This is a genomic window from Idiomarina sp. 017G (assembly GCF_004362265.1).
GTDB lineage: Bacteria > Pseudomonadota > Gammaproteobacteria > Enterobacterales > Alteromonadaceae > Idiomarina > Idiomarina loihiensis.
This window is the reverse complement of record NZ_SNWT01000005.1, coordinates 100,472-119,991: the sequence shown is the minus strand read 5'-3', so window position 1 is coordinate 119,991 and position 19,520 is coordinate 100,472. Positions and strand designations below refer to the sequence as shown.

The following is a 19,520-nucleotide window of genomic DNA, read 5'->3' as shown; positions in this document are numbered from 1 at the left end:
TTTTTTAATGAAGCAAGGCCCCAACGAATAACAAGAGGCATTCCAATGACATCTCAACTAACAATCACCGGCTTTTATGCGGGCATTTTAACGCTTATTTATCTTGTTCTGGCTGTGAACATTATCCGCTTGCGCTGGAAACATCGGGTAGGCCTTGGTACAGGTGAAGCCGAAGAACTCAACGTTGCAGTACGCATCCATGGGAATTTTATTGAGTACGTGCCTCTGGCGCTTATTCTGTTTGCTATGATGGAAGTACAAAACGCTCCGCTTGCTCTGCTCCATGGGTTGGGTATTGCGTTAGTCGTTGCTCGCTTATGTCATGCTATAGGATTAACCCGCAGTGTCGGCGTGAGTTTGCCTCGCACCATTGGGGTATTAACGACTTTTGCCGTTTTATTGTTAGCTGCTGGCTTTGGTATCGGTCAGTTTGTTGGTGTCAGTTTATTATAAAGTGAAGCTATGTCTGAATTAGAATCAGGTATCCATTTGTACGGCGAACAACAAAACCCTCCGGTTGTTTTGTTGCACAGCTCGCAGAGCGCGAGTAGCCAGTGGCGGGCGTTAATAAAAGAATTAACCAGCACTCACTTTGTTATTGCGGTTGATTTGCTGGGCTATGGGCAGGCGCCTAACGTCGAGTTTACGGCAAACTTTCGACTGGAGCAGGAACTGCCCCGTATTATTAACGCGGTTGAGCAACTTGCGTTATCCAGGCCTGTGCAACTGGTTGGTCACTCCTATGGCGGTGCTGTTGCATTAAAGCTGGCACTGGAAAAGCCATTTAAAATTGCCGATGTGGTTGTCTACGAACCTGTTGCCTTTCACGTGTTACCGGATGATTCTCCCGGAATGCTGGAAATACAGGAGATCAGTCACGCTATGAACGGTAAAGACGCAGTCGAATGCACTCGCACCTTTGTCGATTACTGGAATGACGCCGGATATTTTGATGCTTTGCCTGAACGCATTCAGCAAATCATGGTCAGTCAGGCTGCCAAAGTGGCGCTGGACTTCGACGCCTTGCTTAACGAACCCCGACGCCTGGAAGACTACCGCGGGGTAGGGCAAAGCGTTCTGCTGCTGCAGGGCGAACACACTCGTCGCAGTGCAAAAGCTGTCGCAGAGGCTTTATCGACGATACTTCCTGATGTTCAACGAGACTCCGTTGGAGCAGGGCATATGGGGCCTTTGACTCATCCGGCTGATGTGAATCAGCGTATCCTGCAATTTTTGCGTAAGCAATCCTAACCCAGAGAAAACGCGCGTGAACTGGTGGACGAATAATAAAGGCGAATTTAATAAGCTGGCTAAACTGACCGGCCCTATTCTGGTGGCTCAGTTAACTCAAATGTTAATGAGTGTCGTGGATACGGTCATGGCCGGGCGTAAAGGCGCGGTTGATTTGGCCGCTGTGTCTGTCGGCGGCAGTATTTTTGTGCCGGCAACTTTATTGGTGTTTGGTCTGGCGCTGGCATTAGCGCCCATTATCTCTCACCTGGACGGGTCAAATTCGCACCGGCGTGTCGCTAACATATTGCAGCAGGGGTTCTATGCTTGCGCCATTGTTGGTGTTATCACGTTACTGGGTATGTCATCAGCGCCATGGTTGCTGGACATCATGGAAGTTGAAGACGACTTTCGCGCCATTACTCTGGATTATTTGTTTTACATCTCCTGGGGCATACCGGGCTTTGTTATTTACGCGGTACTGAGAAACTTTTGTGAGGGCTTGTCGAACACAATGCCGTCGCTGATCATTGGTTTTATCGGGCTATTGATAAATATTCCGGCAAACTACATTTTTGTTTACGGCAAGTTTGGCATGCCGGAGCTGGGTGGCGCTGGCTGTGGCCTGGCGACAGCCATTGTGTTGTGGGGTATGGCGCTTTCAATGGTTGTTTATACCTTTACCGCCAAACGTTACAAGCGGTTACGTCTGCTCCGGCGCTGGTATCGACCTAACTGGGACGACGTTACCTACGTTATCCGTATCGGTTTCCCTATTTCGATGTCGCTCTTTTTCGAGGTCAGTCTGTTTGCTGCTGTGGCGTTATTAATTGCGCCGCTGGGGCCGACTGTGGTTTCTGCTCATCAAATTGCACTGAACATAAGTTCGTTAGTGTATATGGTGCCGCTGAGTATCTCTATGGCGGTGACTTTACGGGTTGGCTTTGCGCTGGGTGCGGGTAATCCGAAAAACGCCATGTTGAGCTTTAAACTCGCGATGCTGTTTGGTGGTGTGTTTGCGGGCGTTAACGGTTTAATTATGTATCTGGGTGGTGGTTGGTTAGCCAGCCTTTACACTCCTGATAAGGATATTATTAATCTGGCAGCGACGCTGATGGGACTGGCGGCTATTTTCACTGTGTCGGACACCTTCCAGGCCATTTCTATTGGCACTCTGCGTGGCTACAAAGACACTAAATACCCAATGATATTGGCCTTTATTTCGTACTGGCCATTTGGCTTAACCGTTGGTTATATTCTGGGGCTGACCGACTGGGTTGTGCCAGCCATGGGCGCGGCAGGTTTCTGGATTGGCTTTATTAGTGGCCTAAGTGTCGCAGCGGTACTCTTGTCATTGCGCCTACGCCGCGTATCCCGCCGATACGAGCGTAAGCATTTTCGTGAGCAGTTAAACAGCGCCGCTTAACCGCGGCGCTTCGCTAATACCTCCAGCACATCGTCCAGGCTAAGCTCATTGGCCCGTAGCGCAACCAGCAAGTGGTAGAGTAAGTCGGCGCTTTCATTAGCCAGCTCGTCTTTATCGGCAGTTGCCGCTGCCAGAGCGACTTCCACGCCTTCTTCCCCAACTTTTTGAGCCACACGTTTTAATCCCTTAGAAAATAGGCTGGCAGTGTAACTTTCGTTGGTATCTGCGCCTTTACGGCTGGCAATGAGCGAGTCAAGCTCATGCAGCAAGGGTTTAGGTGCCTCGGCAAAACAACTGCGGTTACCTAAATGGCAGGTAGGGCCATCGGGTATAGCCTGAACCAGTAATGCGTCATAATCACAGTCCGAATAGATGCCCTCAAGCCGGAGGTAGTTGTTTGAGCTTTCGCCTTTAGTCCATAAACGTTCTTTACTGCGGCTATAAAAAGTGGTTTTACCGCTTGCTAAGCTTTCCTTAATGGCTTCTGTACTCATATAGGCCTGCATTAACACTTCACCGGTTAGAGCGTGTTGTACTGTGCAGGGCAGTAAACCTGACATTTTCTCCCAGGCCAACTGGTTTATGTTATTCAAATCAATTTTCATGTCGTCTCCTGAAGCGCTTCAATGGGGCGAACTGCAATATTATTGGCTGCCATTGCGGCTTTCACTTCGCTGATACTGAATAGGTTTTTGTGAAACACCGAAGCCGCAAGTGCACCATCCACCTGCGCCTTTTGAAAGGCATCAACAAAATGCTGAATTTCACCGGCACCACCGGACGCAATTAAAGGCACAGAGCAATGTTCGCGCAATGCCGACAGTTGTGCAATATCGTAACCTTGACGCACGCCGTCCTGATTCATGCAATTCAACACAATTTCACCGGCCCCACGGGAAATGACTTCCTGCAACCAGTCTTTGGTCTGCCATGTTGATTTCTGCGACTTGCTCTCGTCGCCGGTAAACTGATGCACTTCGTATTCACCGGACTGTTCGTTATAGAAACTGTCGATACCAATAACAATGCACTGCTGGCCAAATTCCTCCACCAGGGTATTAATTAAATTGGGATTAAGCAGGGCAGGCGAGTTAATGGAGATTTTGTCTGCGCCCATAGAAAGCATGGTCTGTGCGTGCTCAACCGAACGAATACCGCCGGCAACGGTAAAAGGAATGTTGATTTCCCGGGCAACCCGCTCAACCCAGGACTTATCCACCGTACGGCCGTCTGCCGATGCGGTAATGTCGTAAAACACCAACTCGTCAGCGCCACTTTCTGCATAGCGTTTTGCCAGAGGCAGAATATCACCAATAATTTCATGGTTACGGAACTTAACCCCTTTTACTACTTGCCCGTCGCGAACGTCCAGGCAGGGTATTACGCGTTTTGCCAGCATGCTAATGCCTCCTGCATAGTGAAAGCACCGGTAAGTAACGACTTACCCAATATAACCGAGTCACAGTTTACGGCTTTTAAATCTTTAAGATCGTCTAAGCAACTGACGCCACCGGACGCCTGCCAGATCACTTGCGGATAAAGTGCTTTGTAGCGCTTATAAAGCTCAACATTGGTGCCGGTCATGGTGCCATCTTTACTGATATCGGTGCACAGTACATGACGGCAGCCTAAATCCAGGTAACGGTTGAGAATGTCATCCAGTGTATGCGTGCTGGCCTGTTGCCAGCCGTGGGTAGCGACCATGGCATTGCCACTCTGATCAATATTCACATCCAGCGCCAGTACAATTTTTTCGCCGCCGTAGGTCTGCAACCATTGTTTTACTCTGTCCGGGTTATTAACCGCGGTGGAACCAATGACGGCACGCTCAATACCGGCGTCAAACAAGGCTTCCAAATCCTCGGTTGTACGAATTCCGCCGCCAGCCTGACACTTCATACCGGAATCTGAGGCTAGTTTAGCCAGCAGTTGTTGCTGGCGCTTGTCCGGGTCTTTAGCGCCATCCAAATCAACCAGGTGCAGCCACTCGGCGCCTGCTTCTGCATAGAGCTGAGCCTGCCCCAGCGGGGTTAAATCAAACTCGGTTTTTTGCGCGAAGTCGCCCTGATACAGGCGTACCACTTTGCCGTCAATTAAATCCAGGGCAGGTATCAGCATAATGTTAACTCCAAAAAACGTTTCAGCAGAGCTTCGCCAGTCTTACCTGAACGCTCAGGGTGAAACTGCGCACCGAAATAGTTGTTGTGGCGTATCATAGAGGCAAAGCGCTCACCGTACTCGCTGCTGGCAATAGTGTATTCGTCCACTGCTACGGCGAAACTGTGCACGAAATAGCAGTAACTGTCGCTGCGTTCGACCAGCGGGTTGTCTGCGGTTGGCTGCAGTGTATTCCAGCCCATATGCGGCAAAGGAAGGCCATAGTCGCGAAGGCGTTTGGTTTTAGCCGGAATTAGGTTAAGGCAGCCCACATTGCCCTCTTCTGAGTGCGAGGTTAGCAACTGCATTCCCAGACAAATGCCTAACACGGGTTGCGTTAACTCACACAGTGGCTGAACCAGCTGCTTGCGCTTCAGGTTACGCATTGCCGCCACAGCTGTACCGACGCCGGGCAGGATCACACGGTCAGCTCCGCGTATTTGCTCCGCGTCATCGGTAATAAGCACTGAGTAGCCCAAACGTTCAACCGCAAAGCGGACAGATGTCAGGTTGGCACACTCGGTATCGACAATCACCACATTCATGCCAGCATCCCCTTACTTGAAGGCAACTGTTGGTCTCCGGTTTTGGTAATGGCCTGACGCAGTGCCCGGCCAAATACCTTAAACAGGCTTTCGACCTGGTGGTGGGTATTACCCTCGGTGGTCGATAAGTGCAAGCTCATTGCCATGGCGTCGGTTAACGAGCGGAAGAAGTGCTCGACCATTTCGGTGGATAACTCGCCGACTTTGTCGCGGGTGAAATCTGCTTCCCATTTCAAATAGGGGCGTCCGGATAAATCGATGAGACATTCCGCCCGGCATTCATCCATAGGCAGAGCAAAACCAAAGCGACCAATGCCGCGCTTGTCGCCCAGTGCTGAGCGTAATGCCTGACCCAACGCCAGAGCCGTGTCTTCAATGGTGTGGTGATCGTCAATGTGCAAGTCACCCTTAACCTTAACCGAAAGCGAGAAACCGGCGTGTGTGGCTATCTGCTCAAGCATGTGGTCAAAGAAGCCAATGCCGGTATCAAATTCGCGCGGAGCCTGACTGTCTAAATCCACCTTAATATTGATGTCCGTTTCCCGTGTGGTGCGGGTAACCGACGCTGTACGCGGGTTGTCCAGTAATTGGTGAACAATGGCATCCCAGTTGAGTTCGCTACGACTGTAACGCAGACCTTCAATACCCATATTTTCTGCCAGTTGCAGGTCGGTTTCACGGTCGCCAATAACGTAGGAGTTGGTAAAGTCGACACGGCCTTCTTTCAGATACGACTTTACCAGCCCAAGCGCAGGCTTACGGCAGCTGCAGTTATCACTGTCAAAGTGAGGACAGATCAAAACATCGTCAAAACGAATGCCTTGTGACTCAAACACCGCCATCATCAAATTATGTGGCGCGTCAAAATCAGCCTGCGGAAAGCTGTCTGTACCCAGACCGTCCTGGTTGGACACCATCACCAGCTGATAACCCGCCTGTTGCAGTTTCAGCAAAGCCGGTACCACGTTCGGTTCAAACACCAACTTTTCAACGCTGTCCAGCTGTTTGTCAGTGGCTGGTTCTTCAACCAGGGTGCCGTCACGGTCAATGAATAAAATAGGCTTCTGGCTCATGAAAAATAGTCCTTCAACTGTTGAATCAGTTCGTCATTTTCGGCGGCGCTGCCAATGGTTATGCGAACAACGTTTTCCAGCCCCCGCTGCGCCGACTGATTACGTATTAATAAGCCGTTATCGGCAAGTGATTTCACTAAACCAGCGGCATCTTCACACTGATACAGTAAAAAGTTCGTGTCACTTTCCGATACCAGGGTCAGTGGTGTTTGTTCTAAGGCTGTTTGCACCCGATCGCGCTCGGCTAATAAGGTTGCTACCTGTTGCTGCAGCCGTTCAAGCGAGCTTGTCTGCAAAGCCTGAACCGCAATTTGCACTGTCGGGTCTGGCAAAGGGTACGGCGCCAGAACTTTCTGCAGTAACTCAATAATGTCGTCATTCGCCAGCAAAAAACCGCAGCGAATGCCGGCCAGAGCAAAGGCCTTCGATAAGGTGCGTAACACCACCAAGTTCGGATAACGTTGCAACCAACTGACAACGCTGTCACCAGAGCTGAACTCAATATAGGCTTCATCAACTACCACCATAGAACGTGGCGAGTGTTGCAGCACCTGTTCAATATCATCGGTATTTAGCGCATTGCCCAGCGGGTTTGAAGGCGAACAGAGAAAGATGACTTTGCACTCAGCAGCAGCTTCTATAACCGACTCCGTATCCAACTGCCAGTTGTTCACCTCTCTGCTATTTAGTAAGGGAACCTCAGTAACACCAACCGCAAAGGTTTTAGCCGAAATAGCGTACATACCGTAAGTGGGCGGGCAAATCAGTACCTTGTCCTGCGCCGACTCACAAAAAGCTCGTATCAGTAACTCGATACCCTCATCCGAACCTCGGCTGCTTAACACCTGTGAGGCATCAACTCCGGCGTATTCAGCGTAGGCCTGATTCAGCGGCTTAGACTGAAACTCCGGGTAACGGTTAAGTTTGCTGTCATCAACGGTGTACGAGTTACTGTACGGAGACTCGTTAGCGTTCAGCCAGATATTGCCACCGCTCATACTTCGCCGTGCAGAGGCATAGGGTGTTAGCTGTTTCAGGTGCTGGCGCTGTAACTGCTCAACAATGCTCATAGTTTGCTCTCCGTACTTTTAGTTTCCGTACGAATAGTCACAGCACGTTTGTGCGCATCTAAACCTTCAACGTCAGCCAAAGTAGTAATGGCTTCTGCTAACTGGCGTAGTCCGTCGTGACTGGCTTCCTGGACCGTATAACGACGGTAGAAGTCGACCAGCCCAAGGCTGCTGTAATTGCGGGCATAGCCATACGTTGGCAAAACGTGGTTGGTACCGGTGGCATAATCACCGCCGGACTCTGGTGTGTAGTGTCCGACAAAGACAGAGCCTGCACGGGTTAACTGTGGCAGCAGCTCACGCGCGTTATCCGTCTGAATAGAAAGGTGTTCGGGCGCATAGGTTTCGCTAATGGCTATGGCTTCATTCATATCGGCAACTACCAGCAGACGACTGGCCTGTAAGGCCTGCTCGGCAATATCGGCGCGACTTAGTTGAGCGCATTGTGCCATCAGCTCCTGCCGTACGTTTTCTGCGACCGTCATTGACGGCGTAAGCAAAATAACCTGAGAGTCCGGCCCGTGCTCAACCTGCGAGAGTAAATCCGCCGCCACATAAGCCGGGTTTGCACTGTCATCAGCAATAACCAACAGCTCTGAGGGGCCTGCCGGTAAATCCATGGCACAGCCGCTGTCATTCTGGCTAACCTGTTGCTTGGCTTCGGTAACAAAGCTGTTACCCGGGCCAAAGACTTTACCTACAGCAGGCGATGACTCTATGCCGTAGGCCAGCGCGCCAATTGCCTGAGCGCCGCCACACAGCAGAATATCGGTTACGCCGCAACGCTTTGCAGCGTAGAGCAGGGCGGCTGGTAATTCGCCCTGTTTATTAGGCGGGCTGACCATAACCACACGCTGACACCCGGCAATTTGCGCGGGCACACCCAGCATTAATGCGGTGGAGGGCAAGGTTGCGCTGCCACCGGGAATGTATAAACCGACGGCGTCTAACGGCGCATAACGCAATTCACACTGCACGCCTGGCGCGGTTTCAATGCTTAAATTCTGCGGACGTTGCGCTTCGTGAAAGCGATAAATAGTTTGATACGCGGTATCTATAGCGCGTTTTACTTTGTCATCTAAACTAGCAACGGCGGATTCCACCTGGTCATCACTCATTCGCAGTGAGGTCGCATCCGGGTTATCGAACTGGCGGGTATAATTCAGTACCGCGCGCTCACCGTTATCACGAACGTCACTTAGAATTACCGCGACTTTTTCACGTAAAGATTCGGCCTGAGCCCGTCCGGGGCGCGCTAAGCGTTGAGCTTGCTCCGCTGACGACAGGCTCTGCCATTGTTCAATGGGTATCCGTAATTCACTCATGATCACCCCATCATTTTTTCAATAGGTAATACAAGTATTGAACTGCAGCCCATAGATTTAAGATCTTCCATGGTTTCCCAGAATAGCTTCTCGGTGCTGACCATGTGCACGGCAACCTGCTCGTCGGTGTGGCTAAGCGGCAAAATGGTTGGTGTTTCTGCGCCGGGTAATAGCTCTACTACCTGCTCTAATTTGTTCTTTGGCGCGTGCAGCATAATGTATTTGCTTTCCCGTGCCATTTGCACGCCGTCTATGCGTGGCAGCAACTGGTCTATCATGGCTTGTTTTTCTTCCGACAGGCTGTCAGCGCGTTGTATTAGCTGCGCCTGAGAACGGAATATCACGTCTTTTTCGACTAACCCGTTTGCTTCCAGCGTAGCACCGGTGGAAACTAAGTCACATATTGCTTCGGCAAGGCCCGCACGGGGAGCAACTTCCACAGAACCGGTCAGCATAACCGTACGCGCATTCACGCCGTTGTCTTTCAGGTAACGCTTTAGCAACTGCGGGTAAGTGGTCGCGACTCTTAAACCCTCTAAATCTTGTAGCGACTGGTACTGGCTTTCTCTTGGCACCGCCAGCGACAAGCGGCACTGACCAAACTCAAGTCCGCGTAATGGCTGATAGGCCGCGACAGAATCGGTTGCAATGCGCTCTAACCGGGCTTCTTCCAGCACGTTTTCGCCAACCAGGCCTAAATCAACCACGCCGTCCATAACCAGACCCGGGATGTCGTCATCACGTACGCGCAGCAAATCGATAGGGTGACTGGTGCTGTGCGCAATTAAGCGTGCTTCGTTAACACTAAATTTCACACCGCAGGCATTCAGCAATGCCATAGATTCTTTACTCAGTCGTCCCGATTTCTGTATCGCAATGGTTAAACGGTCAGTCATAACAGCTCCTAAAATGAAAAACCCCCGAAGGTATATGCCTTTCGGGGGTTGTATAGTCAATCGAAAGGCTAGCGTTTATACGGCTAGCCCAAACATTAAGTTCACGGCTAGGCCATACAGTTCCAATGATGATGGTGGTGGCTGTGAACAAAACGCATAATTAACACTCCAATAAAAATAGTTTTACTTCGTAAAGTTGTATAGCACTATAACAGCTGAGAAATGTAATGCAAGAGTAAACTTATTGGTTATTTAGTCGATATAAGCTTATTATTTAACCAGTGGTTGTATAGTCAAATAACAGAATTCATTCTCTGCGAGGCGAAAGACAACAACAATGGCTAACTTTGATGCAATGGTTCCGTTGATCCCCAAAGACACTCGCGTGCCTGTGGACTTCGCCCGTGAGCAGATGAAAATAAACCAGATTGAGAAGATACACGAACTCAACGCTGTAGATGAAGACGAAGGGGCTACCATCGAAGATGATCAAAAAAGAGAAAGTAGCCAACAGCATCAGCATCAACAATCGTCGGCTCAAACGGACGTTGAAGAGGTTGCTGATAACGATGAAACCTTATCTTCAGGACATATAGACACCTACGCCTGAGCAAACATCTATGTCATAATACGTGCCTATTTCTTCGGCGGTATAGGTTATGGCGACGGTTTTATCAGTATTTAAGCCAACAGGCGAGCTCGCACAAGCAATTACAAACTTCCAGCCACGAGCCGCTCAGCAGCAAATGGCAGAAGCCATAGCCGCTACCGTTAAGAAAAAAGGTGAGTTAGTGGTTGAAGCCGAGACCGGCACCGGCAAAACTTTTGCGTATTTGGCTCCTGTGCTACTGGGCAAAGGCAAAGCGATTGTTTCTACCGGCACTAAAAACCTGCAGGAACAGCTGTTCCACCGCGACTTACCCATGTTAAGAAAAGTGCTGGCGCCGGAAAAAGTTGTCGCTTTATTAAAAGGCCGTTCAAATTATTTGTGTCTGCACCGCATGGAGCAGGCAACCCAACAGGCCGGACAGTTCAGTAAAGACATTCAAAACCAGCTTATTACGGTAAAGCGCTGGGCGACATCCACACGCAGTGGTGACGTAGGCGAGATGAACGCCTTAGCAGAAGACGCCTCGGTATTACCGCAGGTAACCAGCACTCAGGACAACTGCCTGGGGCGGGACTGTCCGGTGTACGAAGACTGCCACTTAGTCAAAGCCCGCAAAGAAGCTATGGAAGCCGATATTGTGGTGGTCAACCATCATCTTTTCTTTGCCGATATGGCGCTAAAAGACACCGGTTTTGGTGAATTGATTCCCAGCGTGGATACGGTGGTCTTTGACGAAGCTCATCAAATTCCGGACATTGCCAGCCAGTACTTTGGCGAAACGGTTTCCAGTCGGCAACTGACAGAAATGTGCGAAGAACTGCAGCGCTTGTGTATGACCGAGCTGAAGGATTTGTCGCAGGCCAGCGCAATGGCACGTACGTTATTGCAAACGCTGAAAGACTGGCGCTTGTTGTTTCCGCGGGACCCTATGCGCGGCAACTGGAGAGACTGGCGCAAAAAGCCCGACGTTGCCGAGGTGGCTGAACGGGTGCAGGAGCGTTTAACCCTGCTGACCGACGTTATGAAAACCGCTATAGGCCGTAATAAAGATTTTGATAATTTACACGAACGCGCTGAACAGCACCTTTATATTTGGCGTCAACTAATGGATGTCGACCGTACCGGTTACAGTTTTTGGTTTGAAACGACGCCCCGTCACGTCAGCTTGCATCAAACGCCGCTAAGCGTTGCCAAGACTTTCGGTGGCTATATTAAGCGCAACAAAATGAGCTGGGTATTTACCTCGGCTACTTTGGCGGTTAACGGTAAGTTTGACTACTTTACCAAGCGTTTAGGCATAGATGACGCCGATACCTTGTTGCTGGAAAGCCCCTTTGACTTTGCGAAGCAGGCCAAGCTGTGTTTACCGCGTTATTTGCCCGAGGCGAACGACCCGAACCGGCATCAGATGCTGACCGAAATTGCGGAGCAGTGCGTTAAGGTGAACCGGGGCGGCACTTTTCTGCTGTTTACCAGCCACCGAATGTTGCAGCAAATGGCGGCAATATTACGCGATCGGCTGGATCGCGACATTTTGGTGCAGGGCGAGTCCGGGAAAACAGAGTTACTGGAAACCTTCACCAAAAAAGGTAATGCCGTGCTGTTGGGTACTTCTTCCTTTTGGGAAGGGGTAGATGTGCGGGGTGAAGCCTTGCGTTGCGTTATTATCGACAAACTGCCGTTTGCCTCGCCGGACGACCCTTTGCTGAATGCGCGTGTTGAAGATGCCCGCTTGCGTGGTGTCGATGCGTTCAGCACGATACAATTACCGCAGGCAATAATTGCGCTGAAACAGGGCGCAGGACGATTAATTCGCGATAAAGACGACTCCGGTGTGTTAATTGTTTGCGACAGTCGTTTAGTAACGCGCCAATACGGTAAGCAATTTTTATCCAGCTTGCCTGCTATGTCACGAACCCGGGATTTAAATGAAGCGCTGAGTTTTTTAGCGCAGGTTGCAGAGAAAGATGAAACCAATAATGACGAACTTATTAGCAGTTGATACGTCGACTGAAAATTGCTCAGTGGCTATTCGCTGGCAGGATAATTTCTTTAGCGAAGCAATAGAAAGCCCGCGGGAGCACTCGCAGCGTTTACTGCCTTTTGTTGAACAAATGCTGCAGCAGGCAGAAACCGAATTAAGTCAGCTGGACGGGCTGGTCGTTGGCGTAGGGCCCGGCAGTTTTACCGGTGTACGCATCGGGGTATCCATGGCGCAGGGTCTTGCTTTTAGTGCCGAGTTACCAGTATATCCGGTCAGTAGCCTGCATGCGTTAGCGCAGCAAGCCATTCGTAAACACAATGCAGAAGCGGTTGTGGCCTGTATTGATGCGCGCATGGGTGAAATTTATTACGCCTTGTACCGTAATAATAATGGTCTTGCCGAACAAATAACGGAGCCCGCCGTTGCTGAACCCTCTGCCAGTTTATTCGCAAAGCATAATGTCCAGGGCTTTCATACTGCGGGAACTGGCTGGGACAACTACGCCGGTACCCTGGACCCTAAGCAGGAATTAAAGCACAGCATGGATTGCCGGTTACCGCTGGCGGAAGACATGCTGACAATAGCAACTAAAGGTTGTGTTTCTGCGGTCGATGCAGAGAACTTAGAACCTTTGTATGTTCGTAATGAAGTGACCTGGAAAAAATTGCCGGGTCGATAACTTGTAGAATGGCACTGAACTCGCCATAATAAAATCAGTCTTACTAACAGATGAGTCATCGTTGACGTGCGAATTAATCCGCAAGCGGTTCAGCCGCTAAACAGCCAACAGCAAGGACCTCAAAGGTCTGCGCCGGAAGATCAGCAACGTCAGGAGCAGAACCCGGCGAAAGTTGCTGATACCCGGCAGGTAGTGCCTGATGTCCGGCAAAGTCAGCGGCGCGCAGAACGGTGGGAATCACTTAATACGTTTTACGATGAGCCACCACAACGTTCTCAAAAAGCACTTAATGCTTATCAAAACATAGCGTTAAGCGAGAAAAGAGAGCAAATTACGTCAATGTTTGGTGTTGATGTTTACGCCTGAGTGAGGTCTGTTATGAAAATGATATTTGCAGTATTAAGCGCAATGGTGCTTGCTGGTTGCACTTCGGTTCCGGATGAGCTTGCCACTGATAATGAAGAGGCTTTGGTGAGTTACAAGGTTGCCAAGCATCAGGGCGATGAAGTAGCCGGTGAACCAGCCCGTTGGGGCGGTGTCATTGCCGATGTTCGCAACGCCGAAGATCATACCGTGTTGGAAGTTGTCAGCTTCCCGCTAAAACGCTGGGGACGCCCTGAGGTTAGTGATAACAGCGACGGGCGTTTTTTAGCGGTAGTTAATGACTTTGTTGATCCCGATGTATATCAGCAAGGCCGGTCAATCAGTTTTGTTGGTACGATAGGTCAAACCCAGCAGGGCAAAATTGACGAATACGTTTATACCTACCCGGTTATTGAAGCAACGGGTTATCACTTGTGGAAGATTGAAAAACAAAACAACCAGGTAGAAATTGACTATTCGCCATTGTGGTTCCGTCATAACTTCTATTCGCCTTATTATCCTTACCGTTATCCGGTTCCGGTGCGCGTTCGCGTACAGGACAACTCGGGTACTCCGGCTAAAAACCGCAACTAATTCGTTCTTTAATGGATTATAGAGAAACAGCAGAGCAGGCTACCCCAGTCAGTTATCAGCTGGACTGGGGTTCCGTTCGGGGGTTGTGCTGGGGCGATCCTAACGACATAAGAGTTGTTGCAACTCATGGTTGGTTAGACAACAGTCACAGCTTTTTACCTATAGCCCGGTACTGGTCACCTGAAAAAGGTGGTTTTTTAGCGCTTGACTGGCCCGGTCACGGGCACAGTGATCACCGTCCGGTGGGCAACTATTATCATTTTATCGACTATGCTTATGACTTATGGCAGCTGATTCAACAGCAGGACTGGCAGAATTTAACCTTGCTCGGTCACTCTATGGGGGGCTTTGTCAGCAATGTGGTTGCAGCATTATGTCCTGAGCGTATTCAGCAACTGCTATTAGTTGAAGCCTTTGGGTTACTGGTGTCTGACGGAACGAATGCGCAGGAGCAATTGAAACAGGGCTTTTTAAGTCGCAAAAAACTACACACACCACGCTGGCGAAGCTACGCGAATTTCGACTCGGCGGTAGAGGCCAGAGCCGCTCAGGCTGACTTCTCAGCCAATTTAGTCCGGTTAATTGTTGAGCGTGGCTGCGAGCATGGTGAAGATGGCCGCTGGCACTGGCGAGCCGATGCCAGGGTAAAAACAACATCGGCCTACAGGTTACCGAGTTCGGCAGTGGATGACTTGTTTGAAAAGTTGACCATGCCAGTGACCGTTGTGCGGGGAAGCCGGGGTTATGATCAGTTAGATAGCGCATTTAAGCGATGGCAGGATAAAGTTTCTGGCTTAAGTTGCAAGACATTGGAAGGTGGACATCACGTACATATGGAACAACCTGAGAAAATAGCTGAACTGCTTAAATCGTACGTTTAGCGGCTGGTAACGACTAGGATTAACTGGTCGGATATGCGATGATTGCGCCACTGAAAATAACTATAAATAGTGAGAGGCGGAGCCTTTTATGGATAAAATTTGGTTGGAAAACTACCCAGCGGGAGTACCGGAAACAATTGACCCGGATCACTTTGCGTCGTTGGTTGATATACTTGAACAGTCCATTGAAAAGTACGGCGAGAAAACGGCTTTCGTAAACATGGACTCAGAAATGAGTTTCAAAGAACTGGGTCTGAAAACTCGCGACTTTGCCGCTTACTTGCACAGTACCGGCCTTAAAAAAGGCGACGCTGTTGCGGTTATGATGCCAAATTTGCTGCAATACCCTGTGGCGTTATTCGGTATTTTACGAGCCGGTATGACTGTAGTGAACGTCAACCCACTTTATACTCCGCGCGAGTTAAAGCATCAGCTGGTAGATTCTCAGGCAAAAGCTCTGGTTATTTTAGAAAACTTTGCTCAAACCTATGAAAAAATAAAAGAAGAAGCTCCGCTCGATTTAGTTATTACCACACAAATTGGCGATCAGTTACCTTTGCTTAAACGCTATCTGGTTAACTTTGTGGTTAAGTATATAAAACGTATGGTGCCTTCTCATAAGCTAAAAGGTACTGTTAGTTTTAACCAGGCGCTGGCCAAAGGAACTATGGTTGACTATAAACGCCCTGAAGTGACCGGCGATGATATTGCCTTTTTACAGTACACCGGTGGAACAACGGGTGTGGCCAAAGGCGCTATGCTGTCGCACCGCAATATGGTTGCTAACCTCGAGCAAGTTTCCTCGGTTATTACTCCTATAATGAATGACGGCGAAGAGACCATTATTACTGCGTTGCCGCTTTATCATATCTTTGCGTTAACCGCGAACTGCCTTACCTTTATTAAGCACGGCGGCAAGAACGTCTTAATTACCAACCCGCGCGATATGCCTAACTTTGTGAAAGAGCTGAATAAGTATCCTTTCTCAATGATTTCAGGGGTTAACACGCTGTTTAATGGTCTGTTGAACACTAAAGGCTTTAAAGACGTTAACTTCTCTAATTTAAAAATTGCCCTGGGCGGCGGTATGGCGGTTCAGCGTGCAGTGGCCGAAGAGTGGGAGCGGGTAACCAAGTCTCGTTTGCTGGAAGGTTATGGTTTAACCGAGTGTTCTCCGGTGGTTACCGTTAACCCTTACGATATTGAACATTACACGGGCAGTATTGGTTTGCCGGTACCAAGTACCGACATGCGTATTGTTGACCCTGAAACGCGCGAAGAAGTGGCTTTAGGTGAACCGGGCGAGCTGGAAGTGAAAGGCCCGCAAGTTATGGTGGGTTACCTGAACCGTCCTGACGCGACAGCAGAGTCAATTAAAGACGGCTGGTTTGCAACGGGTGATATGGCCACTGCTGATGAGCGTGGTTATTTCAAAATTGTGGACCGCAAAAAGGACATGATTTTGGTTTCGGGTTTTAATGTTTATCCGAATGAAATTGAAGACGTGTTAGCTGAGCATCCTAAGATTCTTGAGTCGGCAGCCATAGGCGTGCCGCATGAATCGTCCGGTGAAGCGGTAAAAGTCTTCATTGTGGCAAAAGATAAGTCATTGACCGAACGTGAAGTTATCGACTTTGCGCGTGAAAACCTGACCGGTTACAAAGTACCTAAACTGGTTGAGTTTCGTGACGAATTGCCTAAATCCAACGTCGGCAAAATAATTCGCCGTGAATTACGCGATGAAGAGGACGACGCTTGACTCTGCCGTTAGAATTACCCGAGTCGGTACAACAATACCGGCTCGTTACCACCACTCACGATTTACAAGACCTCTGCCAGCAAGCAAAACAATGCGGCTGGTTCGCTATCGACTCCGAGTTTGTGCGCGAACGCACTTACTACGCTCAGCTAGGCTTATTACAAATTCACGCTAACGGTACAACGGCTGTTATTGATCCGCTGGCGGATATTGATTTAGAGCCTTTATGGCAGCTGATTTCCGGCGATGAAGTCGAAACCGTATTGCATGCCGGTGGCGAAGATATTGAACTGTTTTTCCAGCAAAGCAATGGCCGCCAACCCAAACAAATTTTTGATAGCCAGATAGCCGCAGGTTTTTGTGGTCTGGGTGACTCAATGGGTTACGCTCGCCTCGTCGACGCGTTGTTTGACGGAGTTGAGCTGGACAAGAGCTTGTCACGCACCAACTGGCTGAAACGCCCGTTAAGTGACGAACAATTGGACTATGCCGCTGCCGATGCCAGTTATCTGGCGATAATGTATCCGTACCTTAAAGCTCTGTGTGAAGAAAAAGGTGTGCTGGATATTGTGTACGAAGAGTCACAAATTCAGGTGCGTAAACGCACACAAAGCTGGCCGGATGATCTGCTCTATTTAGGCGTAGGCAATGCCTGGCAGCTGAACCCGCGGCAACTGGCGGCGCTGAAAATTCTGACGCCCTGGCGTTTACACAAAGCGCGTGAGCGCGACATCCCGCTGGGGTTTATTGCCAAAGACGGGGTCTTGCTTGAGCTAGCCCGAAGAATGCCAAAAAGCGACGACGAGCTAAGCCGAATTCCCGATTTAGCGCCTATGTCACGTAAGTATTCAGGGCGGGACATTATTCGCTGTATTCAGCAGGCTGAACAAGTGCCTGAAACGGAACTGCCGAAAACTCTTGAGCGCCTGGACGATATGGACGGTTATAAACCAACCTTTAAGGCTATAAAAAAAGCGGTTACCGAACTTGCCGAAAGCCTGCAGGTCCCGGCGTCGTTAGTGGCTTCGCGTAAGCAAATTAACGACATTATTAACTTTCACTGGCAGTATTCAACGCAACAACAGCAACGTTTGCCGCAACCTGACTTAATGGTGGGTTGGCGCAAGCAGGCAATTGGGGCAGAATTACAGGCTATTGTTAGTCAGGCCTAAGCCCATATTCAGGAGAACAGCCATGCTGTGTGATGTTTATCGCAGCTCGAAGAAAACGGATACCTATTTGTACCTGCCTCACGGTGACGAATTTACCGAAGTACCTGACGTTTTGCGCGAGCAGTTTGGTCGCGCAGAAAAAGTTCTGACATTAAACCTGGCGGGCCGTGAACAGTTGGCTCGTTTAACGGTCGAAAAGTTACAGGAACATTTGCATAACGATGGCTACTACTTGCAGTTGCCGCCGAAACGAGAGGAACTTCAATTCAATGTTAACAAATAAAATAAAAGTGGCAGGGCTGGCCTTTTGTCTGGCTTCTTCATTTGCGCTCAGCGCGACGGCTTCTGCGTATCAGGAAGCTGAGGATAATGCGAAGAAAGAATCCAGCGAAGAAGTTAATCAACAGTTTGCCACCTACGTTGAAGCTCTGAAAGCCGAAGCCATTGAAAGCGGCTATAAGCAGGACACACTGGATAAAGCGTTTGCTAAAGTTAAGTATTACGAGCGGGCAGTTGAGCTGGATAAAAACCAGCCGGAATTTAAGCTAACTCTGGATACCTACCTGCCACGTGCAGTACCGGACTGGAAAGCCGAAAAGGCACTGGAAAAGTACAACGAACACAAAGAGCTGCTGGAAGAAATTGGTAAAGAGTACGGTGTACAGCCGCGCTTTATTGTGGCGCTGTGGGGCATTGAAACCAACTTTGGTTCGTTCACTGGTGGTTTTGATGTGGTTTCTGCATTAACTACGCTGGCTTTTGACGGGCGTCGCGAAGAGTTCTTTAAAAAGCAATTGTGGGAAGCTTTAACCATTATTGAAGACGGCCACATTGAACCGGAGCAAATGAAAGGTTCATGGGCTGGCGCTATGGGTCAGACTCAGTTTATGCCCAGCTCTTTCATGAGTTACGCCGTAGACTACGACGGCGACGGTAAAAAAGACATTTGGGGCAGCTACCCGGACGTATTTGCGTCAGCCGCTAACTACCTGAGCTCGGTTGGCTGGAAAGACGACGTAACCTGGGGACGTCAGGTACAACTGCCTGAAGGTTTTGATGAGTCATTAGCCGGGCTGGACACTAAGAAAAAGCTGGGCGAGTGGGCTGACTTAGGCGTTACACGCTTTGACGGCTCTGAGTTGCCATCGCGCGGCGATATCGATGCATCAATAGTGATTCCGGATGACAAAGAAGGCCGCGTTTACCTGGCTTATGCCAACTACGACGCCTTAATGCGCTGGAACCGTTCACATTACTTTGTGGCTGCCGTGGGTTATTTGTCCGACCGCATTCGTTTTCCAAGGTAATGACTTGTCGGTATTAATGAAATGGTATGAGCAGCCGCTGCATACGCTCAGCCATGCACAGTGGGAAGCCCTGTGCGACGGCTGTGGGCAGTGCTGCTTAAACCAATTGCAGGACGAAGAAGACCACCTTTATTCCACCGACGTTGCCTGTCGGTTATTAGACACCGATACCGCGTGTTGCAGCGACTACGCTCACCGCAGTGAACGTGTACCCGCCTGCGTAACCTTAACTCCTGACAACCTCGACGAGGTTTACTTTATGCCAGCCAGTTGCGCGTATCGGCTGCGGGCAGAAGGGCAGCCTTTGCCTGAATGGCATCCGTTAAGGCACGAAGGAAGCAAAGAGCCAATGAAAAAAGCCGGCTATCATGTAGCCGGCCATTGCGTTAGTGAGACGAAGTTTAAGGGCGACTTAGAAGACAGGATAGTGACCTGGCCTTTGTCTTAGC

Annotated in this window: 22 protein-coding genes; 14 read left to right on the top strand and 8 right to left on the bottom strand. The window is 49.7% G+C overall.

Annotation, left to right across the window (positions count from 1 at the left end; all coding sequences use genetic code 11):
• The first annotated feature begins 45 nt into the window (after positions 1-45).
• Genes DEU30_RS08530 through DEU30_RS08520 form a run of 3 tightly spaced genes read left to right on the top strand, consistent with a single transcriptional unit; the run spans position 46 to position 2,656 of the window.
• Positions 46-453 carry an MAPEG family protein gene (locus tag DEU30_RS08530; RefSeq protein WP_034823011.1) on the top strand — a complete coding sequence of 136 codons (408 nt, stop codon included), beginning with the start codon at positions 46-48 and terminating at the stop codon, positions 451-453.
• A gap of 9 nt (positions 454-462) precedes the next feature.
• Positions 463-1,251, top strand: coding sequence for an alpha/beta hydrolase (locus DEU30_RS08525; RefSeq protein ID WP_114982000.1), 789 nt, complete (start codon positions 463-465; stop codon positions 1,249-1,251).
• A 16-nt stretch (positions 1,252-1,267) separates the two neighbouring features.
• A complete protein-coding gene (locus DEU30_RS08520) occupies positions 1,268-2,656 on the top strand; it encodes an MATE family efflux transporter (RefSeq protein ID WP_114981999.1) in 1,389 nt (462 codons plus the stop codon).
• Here the strand turns inward: DEU30_RS08520 and hisIE are convergent.
• From hisIE to hisG, 8 genes are read right to left on the bottom strand one after another with little or no spacing between them, the layout of a single operon-like run.
• Positions 2,653-3,261: a bifunctional phosphoribosyl-AMP cyclohydrolase/phosphoribosyl-ATP diphosphatase HisIE gene (gene hisIE / locus DEU30_RS08515; RefSeq protein WP_114981998.1), complete on the bottom strand. Its 609-nt coding sequence runs from the start codon at positions 3,259-3,261 to the stop codon at positions 2,653-2,655. The two genes, DEU30_RS08520 and hisIE, sit on opposite strands and share 4 nt — an antisense overlap.
• Entirely contained in the window at positions 3,258-4,055 is a 798-nt protein-coding gene (hisF, locus tag DEU30_RS08510) for an imidazole glycerol phosphate synthase subunit HisF (protein WP_114981997.1), read from the bottom strand. The genes hisIE and hisF overlap by 4 nt, the downstream gene beginning before the upstream one ends.
• Positions 4,037-4,774, bottom strand: coding sequence for a 1-(5-phosphoribosyl)-5-[(5-phosphoribosylamino)methylideneamino]imidazole-4-carboxamide isomerase (gene hisA / locus DEU30_RS08505; RefSeq protein ID WP_114981996.1), 738 nt, complete (start codon positions 4,772-4,774; stop codon positions 4,037-4,039). Before hisA ends, hisF begins: the two co-directional genes overlap by 19 nt.
• Complete coding sequence (gene hisH / locus DEU30_RS08500) at positions 4,768-5,358, bottom strand: imidazole glycerol phosphate synthase subunit HisH (RefSeq protein WP_114981995.1); 591 nt, start codon at positions 5,356-5,358, stop codon at positions 4,768-4,770. The genes hisA and hisH overlap by 7 nt, the downstream gene beginning before the upstream one ends.
• Complete coding sequence (gene hisB / locus DEU30_RS08495; protein ID WP_110014266.1) at positions 5,355-6,431, bottom strand: bifunctional histidinol-phosphatase/imidazoleglycerol-phosphate dehydratase HisB; 1,077 nt, start codon at positions 6,429-6,431, stop codon at positions 5,355-5,357. Before hisB ends, hisH begins: the two co-directional genes overlap by 4 nt.
• Positions 6,428-7,501: a histidinol-phosphate transaminase gene (gene hisC, locus DEU30_RS08490; protein ID WP_114981994.1), complete on the bottom strand. Its 1,074-nt coding sequence runs from the start codon at positions 7,499-7,501 to the stop codon at positions 6,428-6,430. Before hisC ends, hisB begins: the two co-directional genes overlap by 4 nt.
• Positions 7,498-8,826, bottom strand: coding sequence for a histidinol dehydrogenase (gene hisD, locus DEU30_RS08485; protein WP_114981993.1), 1,329 nt, complete (start codon positions 8,824-8,826; stop codon positions 7,498-7,500). The genes hisC and hisD overlap by 4 nt, the downstream gene beginning before the upstream one ends.
• 2 nt (positions 8,827-8,828) lie before the next feature.
• On the bottom strand, positions 8,829-9,722 hold the full coding sequence (gene hisG, locus DEU30_RS08480; protein ID WP_114981992.1) for an ATP phosphoribosyltransferase: 894 nt from the start codon (positions 9,720-9,722) through the stop codon (positions 8,829-8,831).
• A gap of 337 nt (positions 9,723-10,059) precedes the next feature.
• Here hisG and DEU30_RS08475 point away from each other — a divergent pair, with 337 nt between their 5' ends.
• The 11 genes from DEU30_RS08475 (at position 10,060) to DEU30_RS08425 (ending at position 19,519) form a co-directional block, all read left to right on the top strand.
• A complete protein-coding gene (locus tag DEU30_RS08475) occupies positions 10,060-10,332 on the top strand; it encodes a hypothetical protein (RefSeq protein ID WP_114981991.1) in 273 nt (90 codons plus the stop codon).
• A 49-nt stretch (positions 10,333-10,381) separates the two neighbouring features.
• On the top strand, positions 10,382-12,334 hold the full coding sequence (locus DEU30_RS08470) for an ATP-dependent DNA helicase (protein WP_114981990.1): 1,953 nt from the start codon (positions 10,382-10,384) through the stop codon (positions 12,332-12,334).
• Entirely contained in the window at positions 12,312-12,995 is a 684-nt protein-coding gene (gene tsaB, locus DEU30_RS08465) for a tRNA (adenosine(37)-N6)-threonylcarbamoyltransferase complex dimerization subunit type 1 TsaB (protein ID WP_114981989.1), read from the top strand. The genes DEU30_RS08470 and tsaB overlap by 23 nt, the downstream gene beginning before the upstream one ends.
• 66 nt (positions 12,996-13,061) lie before the next feature.
• A complete protein-coding gene (locus DEU30_RS08460) occupies positions 13,062-13,361 on the top strand; it encodes a hypothetical protein (RefSeq protein WP_114981988.1) in 300 nt (99 codons plus the stop codon).
• Between the two features lie 12 nt (positions 13,362-13,373).
• Entirely contained in the window at positions 13,374-13,952 is a 579-nt protein-coding gene (locus tag DEU30_RS08455) for a Slp family lipoprotein (RefSeq protein ID WP_011235061.1), read from the top strand.
• An 11-nt stretch (positions 13,953-13,963) separates the two neighbouring features.
• Positions 13,964-14,833, top strand: coding sequence for an alpha/beta hydrolase (locus DEU30_RS08450; RefSeq protein WP_114981987.1), 870 nt, complete (start codon positions 13,964-13,966; stop codon positions 14,831-14,833).
• A gap of 88 nt (positions 14,834-14,921) precedes the next feature.
• Complete coding sequence (gene fadD, locus DEU30_RS08445) at positions 14,922-16,592, top strand: long-chain-fatty-acid--CoA ligase FadD (RefSeq protein WP_114981986.1); 1,671 nt, start codon at positions 14,922-14,924, stop codon at positions 16,590-16,592.
• Complete coding sequence (rnd, locus tag DEU30_RS08440; protein ID WP_114981985.1) at positions 16,589-17,764, top strand: ribonuclease D; 1,176 nt, start codon at positions 16,589-16,591, stop codon at positions 17,762-17,764. Before fadD ends, rnd begins: the two co-directional genes overlap by 4 nt.
• A 22-nt stretch (positions 17,765-17,786) precedes the next feature.
• Positions 17,787-18,047, top strand: coding sequence for a YcgL domain-containing protein (locus tag DEU30_RS08435; protein ID WP_114981984.1), 261 nt, complete (start codon positions 17,787-17,789; stop codon positions 18,045-18,047).
• On the top strand, positions 18,034-19,071 hold the full coding sequence (locus tag DEU30_RS08430) for a lytic murein transglycosylase (protein ID WP_114981983.1): 1,038 nt from the start codon (positions 18,034-18,036) through the stop codon (positions 19,069-19,071). Before DEU30_RS08435 ends, DEU30_RS08430 begins: the two co-directional genes overlap by 14 nt.
• Positions 19,072-19,087: 16 nt before the next feature.
• Positions 19,088-19,519 (top strand): YcgN family cysteine cluster protein, encoded by a 432-nt coding sequence (locus tag DEU30_RS08425; RefSeq protein ID WP_114981982.1) that lies wholly within the window; start codon positions 19,088-19,090, stop codon positions 19,517-19,519.
• The last annotated feature ends 1 nt before the right edge of the window (position 19,520 follow it).